The following is a 19,469-nucleotide window of genomic DNA, read 5'->3' as shown; positions in this document are numbered from 1 at the left end:
GCGGTCCCTACCGGGCGTACAGCGCCTCGACCTCGGGGTCGAACTCCTTCATGACCACCGAGCGCTTGAGCTTCAGGCTCGGGGTGAGCATCCCGTTGTCCTCGGTGAAGTCGGTGGCGAGCACGCGGTACCTCTTGATCGCCTCGGCCTGGGACACGGCCCGGTTGGCCTCGGCGACGGCGGCGTCGAGCTCGGCCCGGACGTCGGGGTCGTCGACCAGTTCCTCCACCGGGGTGTCGGCCGGCCTGCCCTTGGACTCCAGCCACAGCGGCAGCGCCTCGGCGTCCAGGGTGACCAGCGCGGCGATGAAGGGCCGCTGGTCGCCCACGACGATGCACTGGCTGACCAGCCGGTGCGCGCGCAGCCGGTCCTCGAGGACGGCGGGGGCGACGTTCTTGCCACCGGCGGTCACCAGGATCTCCTTCTTGCGCCCGGTGATCCTGATGAAGCCGTCGGTGTCGATCTCGCCGATGTCGCCGGTGTGGAACCAGCCGTCGGGGTCGATCGCCTCGGCGGTGGCCTGCTCGTTCTCCCAGTAGCCGCGCATGACCACACCGCCGCGCAGCAGGATCTCGCCGTCCTCGGCGATCCGGGCGGCGACGCCGGGCAGCGGCCGGCCGACGGTGCCGATGCGCAGCGCGCCGTCGTGGTTGACCGACGCGGCCGCGGTCGTCTCGGTCAGTCCGTAGCCCTCGAAGACGGTGACGCCGATGCCGCGGAAGAAGTGGCCCAGCCGCTCGCCCAGCGGGGCGCCGCCGGAGATCGCGCCGAGGCAGCGGCCGCCGAGCGCGGCGCGCAGCTTGCCGTAGACCAGCCGGTCGAACAGCGCGTGCTGGACGCGCAGCAGCAGGCCGGCGCCGCCGGTGTCCTGGGCGCGGGACCAGTCGATGGCCACCCGCGCGGCCCGGTCGAAGACCCTGCCCTTGCCGTCGCCCTCCGCCTTGGCCTTCGCGGAGTTGTAGACCTTCTCGAACACCCGGGGGACGGCGAGGACGAAGGTCGGCCGGAAGCCGGCGAGGTCCTCGAGCAGGTTCTTCACGTCGGGGGTGTGGCCGATGACCGTGCGGGTCTTGACCGCGCCGACCTGCATCACGCGGGCCAGCACGTGCGCCAGCGGGATGAACAGCAGCAGCGAGCCCTGCGTGTTCATGAACCGGTCGAGCAGGGCCATCCCGTTGCCGACCTCGAACAGGAAGTTCCCGTGCGTCAGCTCGCAGCCCTTGGGCCGGCCGGTGGTGCCGCTGGTGTAGATCAGCGTGGCCAGGCTGTCGGCGCCCAGGGTCGCCCGGCGGGCCTCGAGCTCGCTGTCGGGGACGTCGGCCCCGGCGGCGGTGAGCGTGCCGACGGCGTCGTCCTCGATGACGTAGAGCGGGCCGAGGTCGGGGGCCTGGTCACGCACCGAGTCGACGGCGGCGGCGTGCTCGGCGCGCTCGACGACCGCCGCGGTGGCGCCGGAGTCGGCGAGGATCCAGGCCACCTGGTCGGGGCTGGAGGTCTCGTACACCGGCACGGTCACCGCGCCGGCGGTCCAGATGGCGAAGTCGAGGACGGTCCACTCGTAGCGGGTCCTGGCCTGCAGGGCGACCCGGTCACCGGCCCGGACCCCGGCCGCGACCAGTCCCTTCGCGACGCCGGCGACCTGCTCACCGAACTCCCGCCAGGTGACGTCCTCCCACCGGCCGTCGCGCTGGATGCGCAGGCCCACCTCGTCGCCGTGCTCGGCGACGTTCTCGGCCAGCATGTCGGTGAGCGCCTCGTGCGGGCCCACCTCGGTCGTCGCGGGGACGCTGAACTCGCGCACGCCTCGTCCTTCCTCCCCGCTCGTCCGGGGCGCCGGTGCCCTCGGTCCGGAGCGGGACACGTCCGCCGAATCTACCGGCAGCTTCCTACCGGTGAGTAGCCACCGGATGGCTGGACCTGCGGCCGGATCGGCAGCGGTTAGCCTCTCCGCATGGCCGAGCAGTCCACCCAGTCGATCGTCGTGAGGGCTCCGGCGACCGACGTGATGACGGTCATCGCCGACTTCGCGGCCTATCCGCAGTGGGTGCAGGCGGCCAAGACCGTCGACGTGCTCGAGAGCGGCCCCGACGGGCGTGCCCGGCGGGTGCGCTTCGTCATCGACGCCACCGTCCTCGCCGACGACTACGTCCTCGACTACACGTGGGACGACGACCGGCAGGTCTCCTGGACCCTGGTCAGCAGCCGGATCATGCGGCGTCAGGACGGCTCCTACACGCTGCGCGAGACCGACGGCGGCACCGAGGTGACCTACCGGCTGACCGTGGACACGGCGATCCCGATGATCGGGATGCTCAAGCGCCGGGCGGAGAAGGTCGTCCTCGACACCGCGCTACGGGAGCTCAAGAAGCGCGTCGAGGGCTGACCCGGCCGTGCCGACCCTGCTGTTCACCGGTCCCGGCGGAGCCGGCACCACCACCCTCGCCGCGGCCGCCGCCGTGCGCGCCGCCCGCGCCGGGCACCGCACGGTACTCGTCACCCGCCAGGACCCGCCGCCCGGAGCGGCCACCGAGCCGGGCCTCGACGTCGTCCGGGCGGAGCCGCAGGCCGAGCTCGAGGTGCTGTGGGGCGGCTGGGCCGCCGAGCTCACCGCCACCGTCCCCGACCTCGTCCTGCCGCCGGCCACGTCCGTGGTGCCGGTGCCCGGTGTCGGCGAGCTCGCGGTGCTCGCCGCCCTGGGCCGGGTGGCCGGTGACCGCAGCGGTGCCCCCGCCGACCTCGTCGTCCTCGACGCCGGACCGCTGGAGACGGCGGCCGGGCTGCTGGCCCTGCCCGGCACGCTGCGCTGGTGGCTGGAGCAGGCGGTGCCCACCCGGCTGCGGGTGCTGGCCGCGGTCCGCGCCGCCGCGGTCCGGACCGGCACGCTGCGCCGCGGCGCGGCCGACGTCGCCCTCGGCGCGGTCCCCGCACTGGAGGCGCTCCTGGACCGGGTGACGCTGACCGACCCGGCGCGGACCGCCGTCTGGCTGGTGGCCCCGCCGCGGCCCGGAGCCGTCGCGGGCCTGCACGCCGCGACGACGGCGATGGCGGTGCACGGGCAGTGCCCGGTCGGCGTGCTCGCGCGCGTGCTGCCCGAGGGGGGCACGGGTGCGTGGTGGGCCGCGCGGGCCGCGGAGCAGGAGGCCGCCCTCGTCGCGCTGGCCGGCGTCGCCCCGGTGCGGACGGTCGCCGAGTCGGCGCGCGTCCCCGAGGACGCCGACGCGCTGGCCGCGCTGCTCACCGACCTGCCCGGACCGGCCGGCAGCGCCGAGGTCCCCGCACCCGAGCGCGTCGACGGCGGCTGGCGGCTGACGCTGCCCCTGCCCTTCGCCGAGCGGTCGGGGGTGGCGCTGACCCGCTGGGAGGACGACCTGGTGGTGACGGCGGCCGGCACGCGCCGGTCGCTGCGCCTGGACCCGCTGCTGCGCCGCTGCGTGGTGACCGCGGGCAGCCTCGCCGACCCGGGCACCGCCGCGGCGCGGCTCGAGGTGGGGTTCGCGGCGGATCCGCAGCTGTGGCCGGCCGACCTGCTGGCGGCCGAGGGGAGGACGCGGTGAGCGAGGGGACCGACTGGCTCGACCAGGCGCGGCGGGTGGTCGCCGGCCTGGGGCAGACCTGGAGCGAGGCGTGGACGGAGGTCCGCGAGCAGGCGGGTGACCCGGGTGGCGCCGCCGGTCACGTGCCCGGCGGCGACTGCCGCTGGTGCCCGGTGTGCCAGCTGGCCGCCGTCGCCCGCCGGCCGGAGGTGAGCGCGGCGCTGGCCGACGCCCTGACCACCGCCGCCGCCGCGCTGCGCGCCGTCGCCGACGAGGCGCCGCGCGCCGCGGACCCCGTCGAGCCGGGGCCGCCGGACGACGGCGTCCCCCCGGCACCGACGCCGACGCCGCCGCCGGTGCAGCACATCGAGATCGGCTGAGTGGCCGCCGGGAGCGACCTCGCCGGGCTGCCCGCCCTGGGGGTCGACGTCGGCGGCACCAAGGTGGCCGGCGGCGTCGTCGCGCCCGACGGCACGGTGCTCGAGACGGCCCGGCGGTCGACGCCGACCGCCTCGGTCGGCGAGACCGAGGCCGCCGTCGCCGCGGTGGTCGAGGAGCTCGCCGGCCGGCACGGCGGGCCGCTGGCCGCGGTGGGCGTGGGCGCGGCCGGGTGGTTCGACCGCGCCGGTGACGTCGTGCTGTTCAGCCCGCACCTGGCCTGGCGGCACAGCACGCTGCGCAGGGACCTCGTCGCCCGGCTGCAGCGGCCGGTGTGGGTGGGCAACGACGCCGACGCCGCCGCGTGGGCCGAGTACCGCTTCGGCGCTGCCCGCGGGGCCGAGCTGGCCCTGTGCATCACGCTCGGCACCGGGATCGGCGGCGGCATCGTCGCCGACGGGCGCCTGCAGCGGGGCGCGCACGGCGTCGCGGGGGAGTGGGGCCACATGCGCGTGGTCCCCGACGGCCGGCTGTGCCCGTGCGGCAACCGCGGCTGCTGGGAGCAGTACGCCAGCGGCAGCGCGCTGGGCACGACCGCCCGCCAGGTGGCCACCCGCTCCCCGGCCGCGGCGGCCCGGCTGCTCGACCGGGTGGCCGGGGACGCCGCGCGGCTGACCGGCGAGGACGTCGCGCGGGCCGCCGCGGAGGGGGACCCGGTGGCGCTGAGCCTGGTGAGCGACGTCGGGGAGTGGCTCGGTCAGGGCATCGCCGACCTGGCCGCGGTCCTCGACCCCGACGTCGTGGTCATCGGCGGCGGCGTCAGCGTGCTGGGGGAGATGGTGCTGCGGCCCGCGCGCGAGCGGCTCGACCGGGCGCTGCCCGGCCGCGGCTTCCGGCCGGGCCCGCGGGTGGTGGGCGCCGCGCTGGGCGCGCAGGCCGGCCTGGTCGGCGCCGCGGACCTCGCCCGCCGGGTGGCGCCCTGACCCGAGCTCCTCAGGGCGGGGCAGGAGGGGTCCTCCCCTAGACGACCGCGCCGTCGTCGCCGTCGTCGGTGGAGCGCTCGCGCATCCGCGACAGGAACAGCCCCGCGCTGCCCACGAGGGCGGCCACGCCGAGCACCAGGCCGGTGTCGGTGGTCAGGCCGAGCACGCCCGGCGCGCCGAGCAGCACCGCGCCGGCGGCCGCGAGCAGCACCGCGTACAGCGTGGAGGGCGAGGGCAGCGGGACCGGCGGCGCCGGCGGCGGCTCGTAGTGCTCCTCCGCGAGCGGCTCCTCCTCGGGCACCGCCGCGGCCACGGGCGGCGTGGGCGTCTCGACGACGGTGCGCCCGTGCTCGGCCTCGTAGGCCGCCACGATGCGCGCCCACTCGGCGTCCTCGTCGAGGTCGCGGCGCACCGCCCGCCGCTCGGCCGACGGGCCGCGCACCGCCGGGGCGGGGGCGTGCTCGTCGCCGTGCCGGTCCACCAGGGTGCGGCCCTCGCCCAGCCGCGCCCGGTCGACGAACAGGCGGTCGGCCGGCGGGCTGGGGAAGGTGACCGTGCGCGTGTAGGGCTCGACGTCGGCGGCCGGCTCCAGGTAGGCGGCGATCCCGGCCTCGCGCAGCACGTCGAGCAGGTGCTCCCCGACCCGCGGGTCCACGTCGCGCAGCGGCGCCCACAGCGCGGCGTCCAGGCCGTTGTCGCGACGGCCCCGGCCGCGCCGCGGGCCGGTCACGGACGCGTCCCGGCGGCGGGCGCCCGCCGCCCGGTCGGCCGGTCTCCAGCCACGGTGGTCCTCCTCGGCGTCCGGCGGCGGTGCCGCCCGGCGGGCTGGGGAACGCGCGCGGGCCGCGTGCGTCCGGGGGCCGATTGTCGGCGGGGCACCCGGCTCCCTAGTCTGGCATTTCCCCAGGGAGGCGTGTTGTTCTACTGGTTCCTCAAGTTCGTGGCGATCGGCCCGGTCGCGAAGCTGGTCTTCCGCCCCCGGGTGGAGGGTCGCGAGCACGTGCCGGCGGGCGGTGCGGCGATCCTCGCGAGCAACCACCTGGCGGCGGCCGACTGGATCTTCATGCCGCTGTCGCTGCGGCGGCGGGTCACCTTCCTCGCCAAGGCCGAGTACTTCACCGGCACCGGGCTCAAGGGCCGCCTGCGGCGGGCCTTCTTCTCCGCCGCCGGGCAGGTGCCCATCGACCGCTCCAGCGCCACCGCCGCCGAGGGTGCCATCCGCACCGGTATCGAGATGCTGCACCAGGGCCGCCTGCTCGGCATCTACCCCGAGGGCACCCGCTCGCCCGACGGCCGCCTCTTCCGCGGCAAGACCGGCGTGGCCCGCACGGCGCTGGAGACCGGCGCTCCCGTCGTCCCGGTGGCGATGACGTACACGCCCCGGCGCGGACCCCTGGGGCGCCGGCTGTTCCGGGTCTCGGTGCGCTTCGGCGAGCCCCTCGACTTCTCCCGCTACGAGGGCCTGGCCGGTGACCGCTTCGTCGAGCGGTCGATCACCGACGAGATCATGTACGAGATCATGACGCTGTCGGGCCAGGAGTACGTCGACGTCTACGGCGCGACGGTCAAGAAGGCCATGGACGCCACCGGCGCCAGCGCCGCCGACGTCATCGGCCGGCTGCAGCCCCCGGTCGACGAGGCCGGGGACCGCGCACCGGAGTCGCTGGCCGGCTGAGGAAGGACCCCGTCCTCCTCATCCCTCGCACGCTCGGGACGAGCCTCTGGACGGGGCCGGGGGAGCTTACGGTGGGCCGCGTGCGGCGGTACTTCTACGACACCGAGTTCATCGAGGACGGCACGACGATCGACCTCGTCTCCATCGGCGTCGTGGACGAGACCGGTCGCGAGTTCTACGCGGTGAGCACCGAGTTCGACGAGCGGCGGGCCATCCCGTGGGTGCGCCGCAACGTGCTCGACCAGCTGCCGCCGCCGGCCGACCGGGCCTGGCGCAGCCGGCAGCGCATCCGCGACGACCTGCTGGCCTTCCTCACCGGCCCCGGTGGGGAGGTGGAGCTCTGGGCGTGGTTCGCCGCCTACGACCACGTGGCGCTGTGCCAGCTGTGGGGGCCGATGACGGCGCTGCCGCGGGCGGTGCCCCGGTTCACCCGGGAGCTGCGACAGCGGTGGGACGACGTCGGCCGGCCCGAGCTCCCGCCCAAGCCGGCCGGCACGCACGACGCCCTGGTCGACGCCCGGTACAACCTCGCCCGCTGGAACGCGATGGAGGCCGCCCGCTCCTGACGCGGCGCTGTCCGGGCTCCCCGCTGCCGAGCTCGCCGACGCGGGGAGACACGGGAGAGGCGGGGTGCTCAGGCGGGCGCGGCGAGCACCGCCTGGGTCGCGGTGACCGAGGCGACCGGCCGGCCGTCGTCGTCGGTGACCTCGACCAGCACGACGACGGTCGAGCGGCCGACGTGCAGCGGCCGCGCGGTGGCGTGCGCCGTCCCGCCGCGGACGGCGCGCAGCAGCGACGTGGCGGACGCCAGCGTCGACGTCGAGGCCCCGGGCGGCAGGTTCAGGTACGCGCACACGGCGCCGACGGTGTCGGCCAGCGTCATGAGCGCGCCGCCGTGCAGCACCCCGCCGGCGGTGCACCGCCCGGGCGCCCAGGGCAGCCGGCCGGTCACCTCGCCGGGCGTGGCGCGGTCGAGCTCGACGCCGGTGGCGACGGCGAAGGGCATGAGGGCCAGCAGCGCGGCGGGGTCGGCGGTCACCCGGCGATCCTGCCGCCCTCAGCCGGCCAGCGGCGCCCAGTCCTCCGGGTGCGCCCGGAGGTGCTCGGCCAGCGTGCGGGCGGGGTGCCCGGCAAGTCGCGGGACGGCGTCGCTCACGGTCGCCATCTCGCCGGCGGCGATGGCCAGGTAGCTGCTCACCCAGCCCTCGACCTCCCAGTCGGGGTGGCCGGACGGGCGGCGGGTGGCCCAGGCCTCCTCGACGGTCTGCTGCCGGTACTCGGCCGGCCGGCCGGTGACCTCGGCGAGGACGGCGGCGGCCTCGGCCAGCGACAGCGCCGCGGGGCCGGTGACGTCGAGCGCGCGGCCGTCGAGGTCGCCGGAGTCGTCGAGCAGCACCGCGGCGCCGACGTCGGCCAGGTCGTCGCGGGACACGAAGGCCGCCCGCCCGTCCCCGGCCGGTGCCGCGATCACCGCGCGGCCGTCGGTGACGGTGGCGAAGAACGGCACGAAGTCGGCGTACATGGCGTGCCGCAGCGCCGTCCAGCGGACGCCGGTGGCCGCGATCGCCGCCTCGGTGGCCGCGTGGTGGCGGGCCAGGGTGAACACGGCGTCGTCCGCGGCGCCGGTGAAGGACGTGTAGACGACCCGCGACACCCCGGCGTCCGCGGCGGCGGCCACGGCGGCGAGGTGCTGCCGCACGCGGTCCTCGGCCTCGGCCGCGGAGACCAGGTAGAGCGTGTGCACGCCGTCCAGGGCAGCGGTGAGGCCGGCGCGGTCGCGGTAGCCGCCGGGGTTCTCGACGGCCTCCGCGCCGGGGAGGAACCGGGCGCGGCCGGCGTCCCGCACGACCAGCCGCAGGTCGACGGCGGTGCCGGCCCCGGCACCGGCCACCCGCTCGGCGACCCGGCGGCCGAGCACGCCGGTGGCTCCTGTGACAGCGATCACGCGGCGCATGCGACGTGGACCCCCACCTGCGGCATCATGACGCCGACCAACCACCGAGCAGGCCGGGATCTTCCCTGGAGGCACGACCATGCGGATCGGCATCCTGACCGGCGGGGGCGACTGTCCCGGCCTCAACGCCGTCATCCGCGCCGTCGTCCGCAAGGGCATCGGCGAGCACGGCGACGAGGTCGTCGGCTTCCGGGACGGCTGGCGCGGCCTGCTCGACGACGACGCCGTCCCGCTGGACCTGGCCGCCGTCCGCGGGCTGCTGCCGCGCGGCGGCACGGTGCTCGGGACCTCGCGCACCAACCCGTACGCGCTGGAGGGTGGGCCGGAGCGGGTGCTGGCCACCCTCGCCCGGCACCGCGTCGACGCCCTCGTCCCGGTGGGCGGGGAGGACACCCTCGGCGTCGCCGCGAAGCTGGCCGACGCCGGCGTGCGGGTGGTCGGCGTGCCCAAGACCATCGACAACGACCTCGACGCCACCGACTACACCTTCGGGTTCGACACCGCCGTCGGCGTCGCCATGGAGGCCATCGACCGGCTGCACACCACCGGCGACAGCCACCACCGCACGCTCGTGGTCGAGGTGATGGGCCGCCACGCCGGGTGGATCGCCCTGCACGCCGGGATGGCCGGCGGCGCGAACGTCGTGCTGATCCCCGAGCGCCCGTTCGACGTGGACGCCGTGGTGGCGTACTGCCTGCACCGCTTCGAGTCCGGCTACTCGCCGATCGTCGTCGTCTCCGAGGGTGCCCGGCCGGCCGACGGCGACCTGGTCACCTCGACCGGGCAGACCGACGCCTTCGGCCACGTCCGGCTCGGCGGCGTCGGCCCCGCCCTGGCGGCCGTCATCGAGGAGCGCACCGGCCGGGAGTCCCGTGCCGTGGTCCTGGGGCACATCCAGCGCGGCGGCACACCCTCGGCCTTCGACCGGGTGCTGGCCACCCGCTTCGGCCTGTGCGCCGTCGACGCCGTGCACGCCGGGCTGTCGGGCGTCATGGTGGCGCTGCGGGGCACCGACGTCGTCCCGGTGCCGATCGCCGAGGCCACCGCCCGGCTCAAGCTGGTCCCCCTCGAGCGGTACGCGGAGGTGGAGGTCTTCTTCGGCTGAGGGCCCGCCGTACCCTCGGTGCGTGAACGATCCCGCGCAGCTGGTCCCCGGTCTCGACCGGTGGCGGGAGCTCCCCGCCGCCCAGCAGCCGAGGTGGCCCGACCGCGGCGCTCTCGACGCCGTGCTGTCCACGCTGTCGACCGTGCCGCCCATCGTGGCGCCCAGCGAGGTCGACGAGCTGCGCGGCCGGCTGGCCGACGTGGCGCAGGGGAAGGCGTTCCTGCTGCAGGGCGGGGACTGCGCGGAGACCTTCGACCTCAACACCGAGCCGCACCTGCAGAGCACCACCCGCACGCTGCTGCAGATGGCCGTCGTGCTCACCTACGGCGCCAGCGTGCCGGTGGTCAAGGTCGGCCGGGTGGCCGGGCAGTACGCCAAGCCGCGCTCGTCGGACACCGACGCCCTGGGGCTGCCGTCCTACCGCGGCGACATGGTCAACTCGCTGGAGCCGGTGCCGGAGAAGCGCATCCCCGACCCCGGCCGGCTGGTGCGCGCCTACGCCAACTCGGCGGCGGCGATGAACATGATCCGCGCCTACGCCCGCGGCGGCCTGGCCGACCTGCACGCCGTCCACGACTGGAACAAGGACTTCGTCGCCAGCTCCCCGGCCGGCGTCCGCTACGAGGTCATCGCCCGCGAGATCGACCGCGCGCTGGCGTTCATGAAGGCCTGCGGCGTCGACGACACCGCGCTGCGCGGCGTGGAGCTCTACAACAGCCACGAGGCGCTGATCCTCGACTACGAGCAGGCGCTGCTGCGGGTGCACGAGGGCCGGCCCTACGCCGCCTCGGCGCACTTCGTGTGGATCGGCGAGCGCACCCGCCAGCTCGACGGCGCGCACGTGGAGTTCATGTCGCGGATCGCCAACCCGATCGGCGTCAAGATCGGCCCGACGACGACGCCCGAGCAGGCCACCGAGCTCGTCGAGCGGCTCGACCCCGACGGGATCCCCGGCCGCCTGACGCTGATCAGCCGCATGGGCAACGGGAGGATCCGCGACGTCCTCCCGCCGATCGTCGAGAAGGTCACCGCCGGCGGCCACCAGGTCGTGTGGCAGTGCGACCCGATGCACGGCAACACCCACGAGTCCCCGAGCGGGTACAAGACCCGCCACTTCGACCGCGTCGTCGACGAGGTCCTCGGGTTCTTCGACGTCCACCGGGCGCTGGGCACCTGGCCCGGGGGCATCCACGTCGAGCTCACCGGTGAGGACGTCACCGAGTGCCTCGGCGGGGCCATGGAGATCGGCGACGACGACCTCAACAGCCGGTACGAGACCGCCTGCGACCCGCGGCTGAACACGGGGCAGTCCCTGGAGCTGGCGTTCCTGGTCGCCGAGATGCTGCGTGGCTGACGAAGGGCGGCCCGGCCTCGTCGACCTCCGCTCCGACACCGTCACCAGGCCGACACCCGGCATGCGCCGGGCGATGGCCGAGGCAGAGGTCGGGGACGACGTGTACGGCGAGGACCCGGCCGTCCGCGCGCTCGAGGAGCGGGTCGCGGACCTCTTCGGCCACGAGGCGGCCCTGTTCGTCCCCTCCGGGACGATGGGCAACCAGATCGGCATGCGGCTGGTCTGCGAGCCCGGGCAGGAGGTGCTCTGCGACGCCGACGCGCACGTGGTCACCTACGAGATGGGTGCCGCGGCCGCCGTCTTCGGCATCTCCACCCGCACGGTCGTCAGCGACGGGGGCCTGCTCGACGCCGACGCGCTGCTCGCCCAGGTGCGGCCGCGCGACGACTGGCACCTGACCGCCACCGCCGCGGTCGCGGTGGAGAACACGCACAACCGCGGCGGCGGGCGGGTGCAGCCGCTGGAGCAGCTGCAGCGGCTCTGGGACGCCTCGCGCGGAGCCGGGTTCGCCGTCCACCTCGACGGCGCGCGGATCTGGAACGCCGCCGCGGCCTCCGGGCTGGACCTGGCCACCTACGGGCGGCTGGCCGACACCGCGTCGGTCTGTTTCTCCAAGGGCCTCGGGACGCCGGTCGGCTCCGTCCTCGTGGCGTCGGCCGACCGGATCGCGACCGGCCGGCTGTGGCGCAAGCGGCTCGGCGGCGGGATGCGCCAGGTCGGCGTGCTGGCCGCGGCCTGCCGCTACGCCCTCGACCACCACCTGCCGCGGCTGGCCGAGGACCACGAGCACGCCCGCCTGCTGGCCAAGCGGCTCGGTGTCGACCCCGCCACGGTGCAGACCAACATGGTCGTGCTCGACGACGTCCCCGCGCCCGTGGTCGCCGAGGCCGCCAAGGCCCGCGGCGTGCTGGTGTCGCAGGTGAGCCCGCGGCGGATCCGCCTGGTCACCCACCTCGACGTCGACCGGGCCGCCGTCGACCGCGCCGCCGACGTCCTGGCCGACCTGCTCGACCGCTAGGGACCCGCGGAGGTCGCGCGATCTCGACACACCGGGGCTCCTGGAGCGCCGAGATCCCGTGATCCCGGCGCCGTTCAGGCGGCGGAGGCGTCCTCGGCGGGGTCGCCGTCGCGCAGGGCGCACAGCAGGGCGATGTCGCGGGCGTGGCCGCGGTCGGCGCTCGGCGTCTCGACGACCACCGGCACCCCGGCCACCGACGGGTGGGCCAGCAGCTCCGCGAACGCGCCCACCCCGATCGAGCCCGCGCCGATCGTGGTGTGCCGGTCGCGCCTCGAGCCGCGCTCGTCGAGCGAGTCGTTGGCGTGCACCAGCCCGAGCCGGCCGGGGCCCACGGCGGCCTCCAGCGCGTCCAGCGTCGCCGTCGTCCCGCCGGGGGTGGCCAGGTCGTGCCCGGCCGCCCAGGCGTGGCAGGTGTCGAGGCAGACGCCGACCCCCGGGTGCATGTCGAGGGCGGCGAGGTAGGGACCGAGGTCCTCGACGGTGCCCGCCAGCGACCGGCCGCCGCCCGCGGTCGGCTCGATCAGCAGCCGCGGGCCGTCGTCGGGCAGCGCGTCGAGGACCGGCAGCAGCCGCTCGCGCAGCTGCCGCAGCGCCGCCTCGTAGCGGTCCTCGTCGACGGCCGACCCCGCGTGCACGACGACGCCGCGGACGCCGAGGGCCACCCCGCGGGCGAGGTCGGCGGCGATCGTCTCGATCGAGCGGTCCACCGTCGCCGCGGTGGGGGAGCCGACGTTGACCAGGAACGGCGTGTGCACGAACGACGGGATCCCGCGCTCGGCCAGCCCCTCGACGAAGGCGGCGTCCTGCGCCGGGTCGCCGGGGCTGCGCCGCCAGCCGCGCGGGTTGCCGACGAAGACCTGCACCGCCTGCGCGCCGACGTCGTCGGTGTGGCGCAGCCCGCCGGAGGCCAGGCCGCCGGCGACCTGGACGTGCGCGCCGATCGGGGTGCGGAGCGGCCGGGTCACCCGAAGCTGAGCAGCAGGCTGACCTCGCTGCGCAGGTCGACCACGGTGCCGGCCGCCGGGCTCTGCCGGTAGACGCGGTCGCCGGTGATGAACGTGGAGGTGCTGTAGGTCAGCCCCGCCGCCTCCAGGGCCGCGGACGCCTCGCGGGCGCTCATGCCGGTCACGTCGGGCACGGTGACCTGCGGCAGGCCGAGGGAGACCTGGATGGTCACCTGGCTGCCGTAGGGCGCCTCCCGGCCCGGCGTCGGGCTCACGGCCATGACCTGCCCGGTGCCGACGTCGGCGCTGCGGCCCTCGGTCCGGGTGACGGTGAAGCCCTGCGCCTCGAGGTTGCCCTGGGCGGCGTCGGGGCTCTGCCCGACCACGTCCGGCACCTGGACCGGCGCGCGGCCGCGGCTGACGACCACGGTGACCGGCTGGTCGCGGCGCAGCTCCGTGCCCGGCTCCGGGTCGAAGCCGGTGACCGAGCCGACCGGGACGTCGTCGTCGTACGCCTCGGTGACGGTGACCTGCCAGGGGACCTGCTCGGCGAGCGCCGCCTGCACCGCCTCCAGCGGCCGGCCCACCAGCGCCGGGTCGACGCTGAAGCGCTCGGGCCCCTTGGACACGACCAGCTCGACGTCGGTGCCGCGGATGACCTCGCCGTCGTCGGGGTCGGCCGAGATGACCTCGCCCTCGGGGACGTCCTCGCTGAACTGCTCGGGGGCGAACACCGGGGTCAGCCCCGCGCCCTGCAGCAGGTCGACCGCGGCCGAACGGTCGGAGCCCTCGAGCGAGGGGACCTGCGTCCAGCGGCCCGAGCCCATCCACCAGCCGACCGCGCCGACGGTGACCACCAGCAGCAGGACGACGGCGACGGCCAGCCGGGCGCGGCGGCGCCGGACGTGCTGCGGGACGCCGGGCCGGTGCTGCGCCAGCCCGGGCCGCCGGCCGCCGACGTCGGTGGTGGGGCCGGCGCCCATGCCGGGCAGCATGCTGGTGCCCCGGCCGCGGGAGGCCCGGCCGGCGCCGAGGACCTCGGTGCCCGGCTCGCCGGCCGGGCCGGGGTCGCTCGGGTGGCGCGGCCGGGTGGGCCGGTTGGTCGGGCGGAGCGTTCCGGGCCCGGCGGAGCTGCGGCCGGTGGGCACCGGCACGCGGGCCAGGCCCAGGTCGGTGCGCACGTCCTCGAGGTCGGCGAGGAAGGCGCCGGCGTCGAGCGGGCGGACGGCGGGCTCGCGGCGGGTGGTGCGCGTGACGAGCTCGTCGACCTGCCACGGCACGCCGGGCACCTCCGCCGACGGCACGGGGACGTCGTGGTGCACGTGCTGGTAGGCCACCGCCAGCGGGGTGTCCCCGCCGTAGGGCGGGTGGCCGGTGAGCATCTCGAAGAGCACGAGCCCGGCGGCGTACACGTCGCTGCGGGCGTCGGCGCGGCCGCGCTCGAGCTGCTCGGGGGAGAGGTAGGCGACCGTGCCGATGAGCACGCCGCCGGTGTGGCTGGTCTGCCCGGTGCCGGTGAGCGCCCGGGCCAGGCCGAAGTCGGCGACCTTCACCGAGCCGTCGTGGCCGATGAGCACGTTCTCGGGCTTGACGTCGCGGTGCACGATCCCGGCGCGGTGCGCGGCGGTCAGCCCGGACAGCACGGGCTCGAGGACGGCGAAGGCCTCCGCGACGGTGAGCCGGCCGCGGGCCTGCAGCAGGTCGCGCAGCGTGCGGCCGCGGACGAGCTCCATGACGAGGAAGACCAGGCCCTGGTCGCTGCCCTGGTCGCTGACCGACACGACGTTGGGGTGGCTGAGCATCGCCGCGGCCCGCGCCTCGCGGGTGAACCGGCCGACGAAGGTCGGGTCGTGGGCCAGGTGCTCGGCCATGACCTTGACCGCCACCGTGCGGTGCAGCCGCAGGTCGGTGGCGGCGTAGACGGTGGACATGCCGCCACGCGCCAGCCGCTCCTCGAGGCGGTAGCGCCCCTCGAGGACCAGGCCGACCACGGGGTCGGTCACGGCGGTGTCCACGCGATCGAGTCTAGGAGCGCCCCACGCGGAAGCGACCCGCACACGCGGGCGGACCAGCCCCGCCGGCACCCTCCCGTCACACCGGTCACGGGAGGGCGCAACGGCGCCTCAGGCGAGGTCGAGGCCCGGGTAGAGCGGGTGCGCGGCCACGAGCTCGGCGGCGGCGGCGCGGGTCTTGTCGGCCAGGCCGCCGTCGACGACGTACCGGGCCTTGGACACCCCGCCGTCCTTCGTGGCCGCCGGGTTGGTGTTCGACAGCACCTCGACGATGAGCTCGGCGGTGCGGTCGAACTCGGCGGCGCCGAAGCCGCGCGTGGTCAGCGCGGGCGTGCCCAGCCGGACGCCGGAGGTGTACCAGGCGCCGTTGGGGTCGGCCGGGATCGCGTTGCGGTTGGTGACGATGCCCGCGTCGAGCAGTGCGGACTCCGCCTGCCGGCCGGTCAGCCCGAAGCCGGAGACGTCGAGCAGCACGAGGTGGTTCTCGGTGCCGCCGGTGACCAGCCGCGCGCCGCGGCGCGACAGCCCCTCGGCGAGGGAGACGGCGTTGTCGACGACGGCCTGCGCGTACGTGGCGAACTGCGGACGGCGGGCCTCGGCGAAGGCGACGGCCTTGGCGGCCATGACGTGCGGCAGCGGGCCGCCGAGCACCATCGGGCAGCCGCGGTCGACGGCGTCGGAGTACTCGGGCTGGCTGAGCACGAAGCCGCCGCGCGGGCCGCGCAGCGACTTGTGGCTGGTGCTGGTGACCACGTGGGCGTGCGGCACCGGGTCGAAGTCGCCGGTGAACACCTTCCCGGCGACCAGGCCGGCGAAGTGGCTCATGTCCACGATCAGCGTCGCGCCGACCTCGTCGGCGATCTCGCGCATCCGGGCGAAGTCGACCCTGCGCGGGTAGGCGGAGTAGCCGGCCATGAGGATCAGCGGGCGGAACTCGCGGGCGCGGGCGGCCACGGCGTCGTAGTCGAGCAGCCCGGTCCCGGGGTCGGTGCCGTAGGAGGACTGGGCGAACATCTTGCCGCTGATGTTGGGGCGGAAGCCGTGGGTGAGGTGGCCGCCGGCGTCGAGGCTCATGCCGAGCATCCGCTGGTCGCCGAGGGCGTGGCGCAGCGTCGCCCAGTCCTCGTCGGTGAGGTCGTTGACGTGCCGGGCGCCGGCCCGCTCCAGCGCCGGGGCCTCGACCCGCTGGGCCAGCACCGCCCAGAAGGCGACCAGGTTGGCGTCGATGCCCGAGTGCGGCTGGACGTAGGCGTGGGGGGCGCCGAACAGCTCGCGGGCGTGCTCGGCGGCCAGCGCCTCCACGGTGTCGACGTTCTGGCAGCCGGCGTAGAAGCGGTGCCCGACGGTGCCCTCGGCGTACTTGTCGCTGAACCAGTTGCCCATCGTCAGCAGCACCGCGGGGCTGGCGTAGTTCTCGCTGGCGATGAGCTTGAGCGAGTCGCGCTGGTCGGCGAGCTCGGCGCCGATGGCGTCGGCGACGCGGGGCTCGACCTCGGCGATGACCTGCAGCGCGCTGCGGTAGGCCGTGGAGGCGGCGGTGGCGTCGAAGGCGGGGGTGACGTCGGTCATGGGGGGCTCCTGCGCGGTCGGTCGTCGTCAGCGGTGCCGTCAGTGCCCAGGCGCCCGGCGGAGTCAGCAGGCCGCTCCCCGGTGGTGCCCCACCTCGATGCGCCAGTCACGGCCGCCGCCGATCCTAGCCCGCTCCGGCGGGGTGCTCCCGCGGCGACCGGCACCCGGATCCCGACCTAGGCTCGGACCCCATGGACGCCGATGTCACGAGCGACGCCATGCAGACGCTCACGCCCGCCGAGGTGGCCGCCGCCCTGGGGGTGTCGCCGAACAAGGTCCGGCAGCTGGTCCGCGAGGGCAAGCTGATGGCCGTCCCGGGCAGCGGCAACAGCCGCATCCCGGCCGACTTCCTGCAGGACGGCGCCGTCCTCAAGCACCTGCCCGGCCTGATCACCGTCCTCAGGGACGGCGGGTTCACCGACGCCGAGGTCTTCGACTGGCTGTTCCGGGACGACGAGTCGCTGCCGGGCACGCCGGTGCAGGCGCTGCGCGACGACCGGCACACCGAGGTCACCAGGCGCGCGCAGGCCCTCGCCTTCTAGCGCCTCCCGAGCCGCACGGCCTGGGCGCTGGCCAGGCGCCGGGCGAAGATGCCGAGCCGGCGCGGCTTGGACACCGTCACCCGGCGGTCGAGGACGCGGTGGTCGGCGCGCTCGATCTCGGTGAGGATGCCGCCGTAGAGTGCGGTGGCGGCCCGCACGCAGTCGCGCGACTCCGGCGCGAGCATCGGCGTGCCGGGGGCGGCGTCGTCGTAGCGCCGCCGCACGATCGCCACCATCTCCTGCATGAGCGCGCGGAAGCGGGCGTCGTACCGCTTCTCCTGCAGCTGCTCGCGGGTCACCCCGTGCGCGGCCATGACGTCGGCGGGCAGGTAGACCCGGCCGCGGTCGACGTCCTCGGCGACGTCGCGCAGGAAGTTGGTCAGCTGGAACGCCTCGCCCAGCGCGATCGCGTGCGGTGCGGCCTCCTCGCGGAGGACACCCGGTGCGGTGCCGAGGACGGGGAGCACCTGCAGCCCGATCACCGACGCCGACCCCCACATGTACCGGTCCAGCGCCGCCATGTCGGCGTAGCCGGTGACGTCGAGGTCGCTGGTCATCGCGGCGAGGAAGTCGACGAGGTGCTCGACCGGGATCGCGTAGCGGCGGTAGGTGTGCACCAGCGCCAGCCGCACCGGGTCGTCGCTCCAGCCGGCGTCGAGCTCGTCGAGGACGGCACGCGACCACCCGGCGAGGTCGCCGGCGGGGTCGGCGCCGGGGAGGTCGACCAGGTCGTCGGCGGTGCGCGCGCCGGCGTAGAGCGCGTGGATGGCCGGACGCCGGTCGGCGGTGAGCAGCCGGGTGGCCAGGTGGTAGCTCTTGCCGTGCCGGGCGTTGATCGCCGCGCAGTGCCGGTAGGCGGCGTCCAGCCGGGCCTGCCGCTCGGCCGTCGACAGCGGCCGCTCGGTGGCGGTCACCGGGCCGGCCCGGTGATCCGCTCGGCGGCCAGCCGGCCGCTGATCACGACCATCGGCACACCGACGCCGGGCTGCACCGACGACCCGGCCAGCACCACGTTCTCCGGACCGCGGCGGGGCAGCGTCGGCGTCCGGAACGGGCCGGTCTGGCCGAAGGTGTGGGCCAGGGCGAACGGCGTGCCGGCGGCCATGCCCCGCCGGGCCCAGGTCAGCGGGGTGTCCACGTGCTCCACCTCGATCACGTCGGTCAGGCCCGTCCAGCCGCGGGCCTCCAGGGTGGCCAGCACCTCGGCGCGGTAGCGCGGGGTCAGCGCGTCCCAGTCGATGCCGGGGTTGCCGCCGCTGTGCGGGTCCAGGTTGGGGGCCGGCGCCACCACGCTGAGCACGTGGCCGCCGGGCGGGGCCAGGGAGAGGTCGGTGCGCGAGGGCATGCTCACCAGCAGGCTCGGGTCGCTCATCGGCCGCCCGTCGCGGGTCAGCTCGTCGAACACCTGCTCCCAGGCGGCGCCGAAGCTGATCGTGTGGTGCGCCTGCCCGGGCAGCTCGGCGCGCACGCCGAGGTGCAGGGTCACGCAGGACGGCGAGTACACCGGCCGGCGGCGCCGCGCGAAGCCGGGCACCAGCCGCTCGGGGACGTCGGTGGTGACGACGACGGCGTCGGCGGGCAGCCGCTCACCGCCCTCCAGGCACACGCCGGTGGCCCGCCGGCCGCGGACGTCGAGCTGCTCGACCGTCGCGCCGTACCGGAACACCACGCCGGCGTCGGCCGCGGCGGCGGCCATGGCCCGCGGGACGGCGCCGATCCCGCCGACCGGGTGCCAGACGCCGGCGCCGATGTCGAGCTGGGCGATGACGGCGTAGGCGGCGATCGCGCGGAACGGGCTCACCCCGGCGTAGAGGGCCTGGAAGCTGAACAGCCGGCGCAGCCGGTCGTCGGTGAAGTGCCGCGCCACGTGGGTCGACAGCCGGCCGAAGCCGCCGCGGCGGGCCAGCTGCACCAGCTGGGGGCCGAGCAGGTCCAGCGGGGTGTCGAGGTTGCGGTCGATGAACGTGTCCATCTGCAGCCGGTAGAGCTCGGCGAGGTCGGTGAGGTAGCCGCGCAGCGCCGCCGCCTCGGCCGGGCCGGCCAGCGCCTCGACCTCGGCGGCGAACGCGTCGACGTCGGCGTGCACGTCGAGGTGCGAGCCGTCGGCGAACTGCGCCCGGTAGGTGGTCTCCAGCGGCACCAGCGTCAGGCGGTCCTCCAGCCGCTCGCCGACGGCGGCCAGCGTGTCGGCGACCAGCTCCGGGGCGGTGAAGACCGACGGTCCGGTGTCGAGCACGTAGCCGTCACGCTGCACCACGCCGGCGCGGCCGCCGGGCCCCGCGCCGCGCTCGACGACGGTGACCTCGCGGCCGGCGCCGCGCAGCCGCAGCGCCGTCGCCAGGCCGGCCAGGCCCGCGCCGACGACGACGACCCGGTCGGTCGCCCCGGGGACGGTGCGCACG

General features: G+C 76.1%; 19 protein-coding genes and 1 riboswitch. Of the genes, 10 read left to right on the top strand and 9 right to left on the bottom strand.

Going from position 1 to position 19,469, the window contains the following annotated elements; genetic code table 11:
* Window positions 1–7 precede the first annotated feature (7 nt).
* On the bottom strand, window positions 8–1,801 hold the full coding sequence (locus JOD57_RS03415; RefSeq protein ID WP_204690604.1) for an AMP-dependent synthetase/ligase: 1,794 nt from the start codon (window positions 1,799–1,801) through the stop codon (window positions 8–10).
* 150 nt (window positions 1,802–1,951) lie between these two features.
* Here JOD57_RS03415 and JOD57_RS03410 point away from each other — a divergent pair, with 150 nt between their 5' ends.
* Genes JOD57_RS03410 through JOD57_RS03395 form a run of 4 tightly spaced genes read left to right on the top strand, consistent with a single transcriptional unit; the run spans window position 1,952 to window position 4,894 of the window.
* Window positions 1,952–2,383 (top strand): SRPBCC family protein, encoded by a 432-nt coding sequence (locus JOD57_RS03410; RefSeq protein WP_204690603.1) that lies wholly within the window; start codon window positions 1,952–1,954, stop codon window positions 2,381–2,383.
* Between the two features lie 7 nt (window positions 2,384–2,390).
* Window positions 2,391–3,554 carry an ArsA family ATPase gene (locus JOD57_RS03405; protein WP_204690602.1) on the top strand — a complete coding sequence of 388 codons (1,164 nt, stop codon included), beginning with the start codon at window positions 2,391–2,393 and terminating at the stop codon, window positions 3,552–3,554.
* Complete coding sequence (locus JOD57_RS03400; protein WP_204690601.1) at window positions 3,551–3,913, top strand: hypothetical protein; 363 nt, start codon at window positions 3,551–3,553, stop codon at window positions 3,911–3,913. The genes JOD57_RS03405 and JOD57_RS03400 overlap by 4 nt, the downstream gene beginning before the upstream one ends.
* Window positions 3,914–4,894, top strand: coding sequence for an ROK family glucokinase (locus JOD57_RS03395; RefSeq protein WP_204690600.1), 981 nt, complete (start codon window positions 3,914–3,916; stop codon window positions 4,892–4,894).
* 37 nt (window positions 4,895–4,931) lie between these two features.
* Here JOD57_RS03395 and JOD57_RS03390 read toward each other — a convergent pair whose 3' ends face one another.
* Window positions 4,932–5,624 (bottom strand): hypothetical protein, encoded by a 693-nt coding sequence (locus JOD57_RS03390; RefSeq protein ID WP_204690599.1) that lies wholly within the window; start codon window positions 5,622–5,624, stop codon window positions 4,932–4,934.
* A gap of 183 nt (window positions 5,625–5,807) precedes the next feature.
* Between JOD57_RS03390 and JOD57_RS03385 the strand changes: the two genes are divergently transcribed.
* Together JOD57_RS03385 and JOD57_RS03380 are read left to right on the top strand one after the other, a co-directional pair.
* Window positions 5,808–6,569: a lysophospholipid acyltransferase family protein gene (locus JOD57_RS03385; RefSeq protein ID WP_307824432.1), complete on the top strand. Its 762-nt coding sequence runs from the start codon at window positions 5,808–5,810 to the stop codon at window positions 6,567–6,569.
* Between the two features lie 80 nt (window positions 6,570–6,649).
* Window positions 6,650–7,135: a polyadenylate-specific 3'-exoribonuclease AS gene (locus JOD57_RS03380; RefSeq protein ID WP_204690598.1), complete on the top strand. Its 486-nt coding sequence runs from the start codon at window positions 6,650–6,652 to the stop codon at window positions 7,133–7,135.
* Between the two features lie 68 nt (window positions 7,136–7,203).
* On the opposite strand, the gene JOD57_RS03375 is transcribed toward JOD57_RS03380, so the two are convergent.
* Together JOD57_RS03375 and JOD57_RS03370 are read right to left on the bottom strand one after the other, a co-directional pair.
* Window positions 7,204–7,608 carry a PaaI family thioesterase gene (locus tag JOD57_RS03375; RefSeq protein WP_307824431.1) on the bottom strand — a complete coding sequence of 135 codons (405 nt, stop codon included), beginning with the start codon at window positions 7,606–7,608 and terminating at the stop codon, window positions 7,204–7,206.
* Window positions 7,609–7,626: 18 nt separating this feature from the next.
* Entirely contained in the window at window positions 7,627–8,514 is an 888-nt protein-coding gene (locus JOD57_RS03370) for an NmrA family NAD(P)-binding protein (protein WP_307824430.1), read from the bottom strand.
* Between the two features lie 88 nt (window positions 8,515–8,602).
* Between JOD57_RS03370 and JOD57_RS03365 the strand changes: the two genes are divergently transcribed.
* The 3 genes from JOD57_RS03365 to JOD57_RS03355 are packed head-to-tail and all read left to right on the top strand — an operon-like array spanning window position 8,603 to window position 12,000.
* On the top strand, window positions 8,603–9,628 hold the full coding sequence (locus JOD57_RS03365; protein WP_204690596.1) for an ATP-dependent 6-phosphofructokinase: 1,026 nt from the start codon (window positions 8,603–8,605) through the stop codon (window positions 9,626–9,628).
* Between the two features lie 22 nt (window positions 9,629–9,650).
* Window positions 9,651–10,982 (top strand): class II 3-deoxy-7-phosphoheptulonate synthase, encoded by a 1,332-nt coding sequence (locus JOD57_RS03360; RefSeq protein ID WP_204690595.1) that lies wholly within the window; start codon window positions 9,651–9,653, stop codon window positions 10,980–10,982.
* Window positions 10,975–12,000, top strand: coding sequence for a threonine aldolase family protein (locus tag JOD57_RS03355; protein ID WP_307824429.1), 1,026 nt, complete (start codon window positions 10,975–10,977; stop codon window positions 11,998–12,000). The genes JOD57_RS03360 and JOD57_RS03355 overlap by 8 nt, the downstream gene beginning before the upstream one ends.
* 74 nt (window positions 12,001–12,074) lie before the next feature.
* Here the strand turns inward: JOD57_RS03355 and JOD57_RS03350 are convergent, their stop codons facing one another.
* The 3 genes from JOD57_RS03350 to JOD57_RS03340 form a co-directional block, all read right to left on the bottom strand.
* A complete protein-coding gene (locus JOD57_RS03350) occupies window positions 12,075–12,965 on the bottom strand; it encodes a deoxyribonuclease IV (RefSeq protein ID WP_204690594.1) in 891 nt (296 codons plus the stop codon).
* Complete coding sequence (pknB, locus tag JOD57_RS03345) at window positions 12,962–14,959, bottom strand: Stk1 family PASTA domain-containing Ser/Thr kinase (protein ID WP_204690593.1); 1,998 nt, start codon at window positions 14,957–14,959, stop codon at window positions 12,962–12,964. Before pknB ends, JOD57_RS03350 begins: the two co-directional genes overlap by 4 nt.
* Window positions 14,960–15,067: 108 nt before the next feature.
* Window positions 15,068–16,525 carry a glycine hydroxymethyltransferase gene (locus JOD57_RS03340; RefSeq protein ID WP_204690592.1) on the bottom strand — a complete coding sequence of 486 codons (1,458 nt, stop codon included), beginning with the start codon at window positions 16,523–16,525 and terminating at the stop codon, window positions 15,068–15,070.
* 37 nt (window positions 16,526–16,562) lie between these two features.
* Window positions 16,563–16,645, bottom strand: a riboswitch (ZMP/ZTP riboswitch).
* A 71-nt stretch (window positions 16,646–16,716) separates the two neighbouring features.
* On the opposite strand from JOD57_RS03340, the gene JOD57_RS03335 reads away from it, so the two are divergent.
* Window positions 16,717–17,067, top strand: coding sequence for an Rv2175c family DNA-binding protein (locus tag JOD57_RS03335; protein ID WP_239568093.1), 351 nt, complete (start codon window positions 16,717–16,719; stop codon window positions 17,065–17,067).
* Here the strand turns inward: JOD57_RS03335 and JOD57_RS03330 are convergent.
* Complete coding sequence (locus JOD57_RS03330; RefSeq protein ID WP_204690591.1) at window positions 17,064–17,981, bottom strand: phytoene/squalene synthase family protein; 918 nt, start codon at window positions 17,979–17,981, stop codon at window positions 17,064–17,066. The genes JOD57_RS03335 and JOD57_RS03330 overlap by 4 nt on opposite strands.
* Complete coding sequence (gene crtI / locus JOD57_RS03325; protein ID WP_204690590.1) at window positions 17,978–19,468, bottom strand: phytoene desaturase family protein; 1,491 nt, start codon at window positions 19,466–19,468, stop codon at window positions 17,978–17,980. Before crtI ends, JOD57_RS03330 begins: the two co-directional genes overlap by 4 nt.
* Between the last annotated feature and the right edge of the window lies 1 nt (window position 19,469).

This window comes from Geodermatophilus bullaregiensis, assembly GCF_016907675.1.
Classification (GTDB): Bacteria; Actinomycetota; Actinomycetes; order Mycobacteriales; family Geodermatophilaceae; genus Geodermatophilus; species Geodermatophilus bullaregiensis.
Note: the sequence above shows the minus strand (reverse complement) of the source record. Positions and strands in the feature narration are given on the sequence as shown.

What these genes read in the sequence shown, in the direction of transcription:
- JOD57_RS03340 (WP_204690592.1), bottom strand. Translation starts at nt 16,525, where the DNA reads ATGACCGACGTCACCCCCGCCTTCGACGCCACCGCCGCCTCCACGGCC.
- JOD57_RS03410 (WP_204690603.1), top strand. Translation starts at nt 1,952, where the DNA reads ATGGCCGAGCAGTCCACCCAGTCGATCGTCGTGAGGGCTCCGGCGACC.
- JOD57_RS03335 (WP_239568093.1), top strand. Translation starts at nt 16,717, where the DNA reads ATGGACGCCGATGTCACGAGCGACGCCATGCAGACGCTCACGCCCGCC.
- JOD57_RS03365 (WP_204690596.1), top strand. Translation starts at nt 8,603, where the DNA reads ATGCGGATCGGCATCCTGACCGGCGGGGGCGACTGTCCCGGCCTCAAC.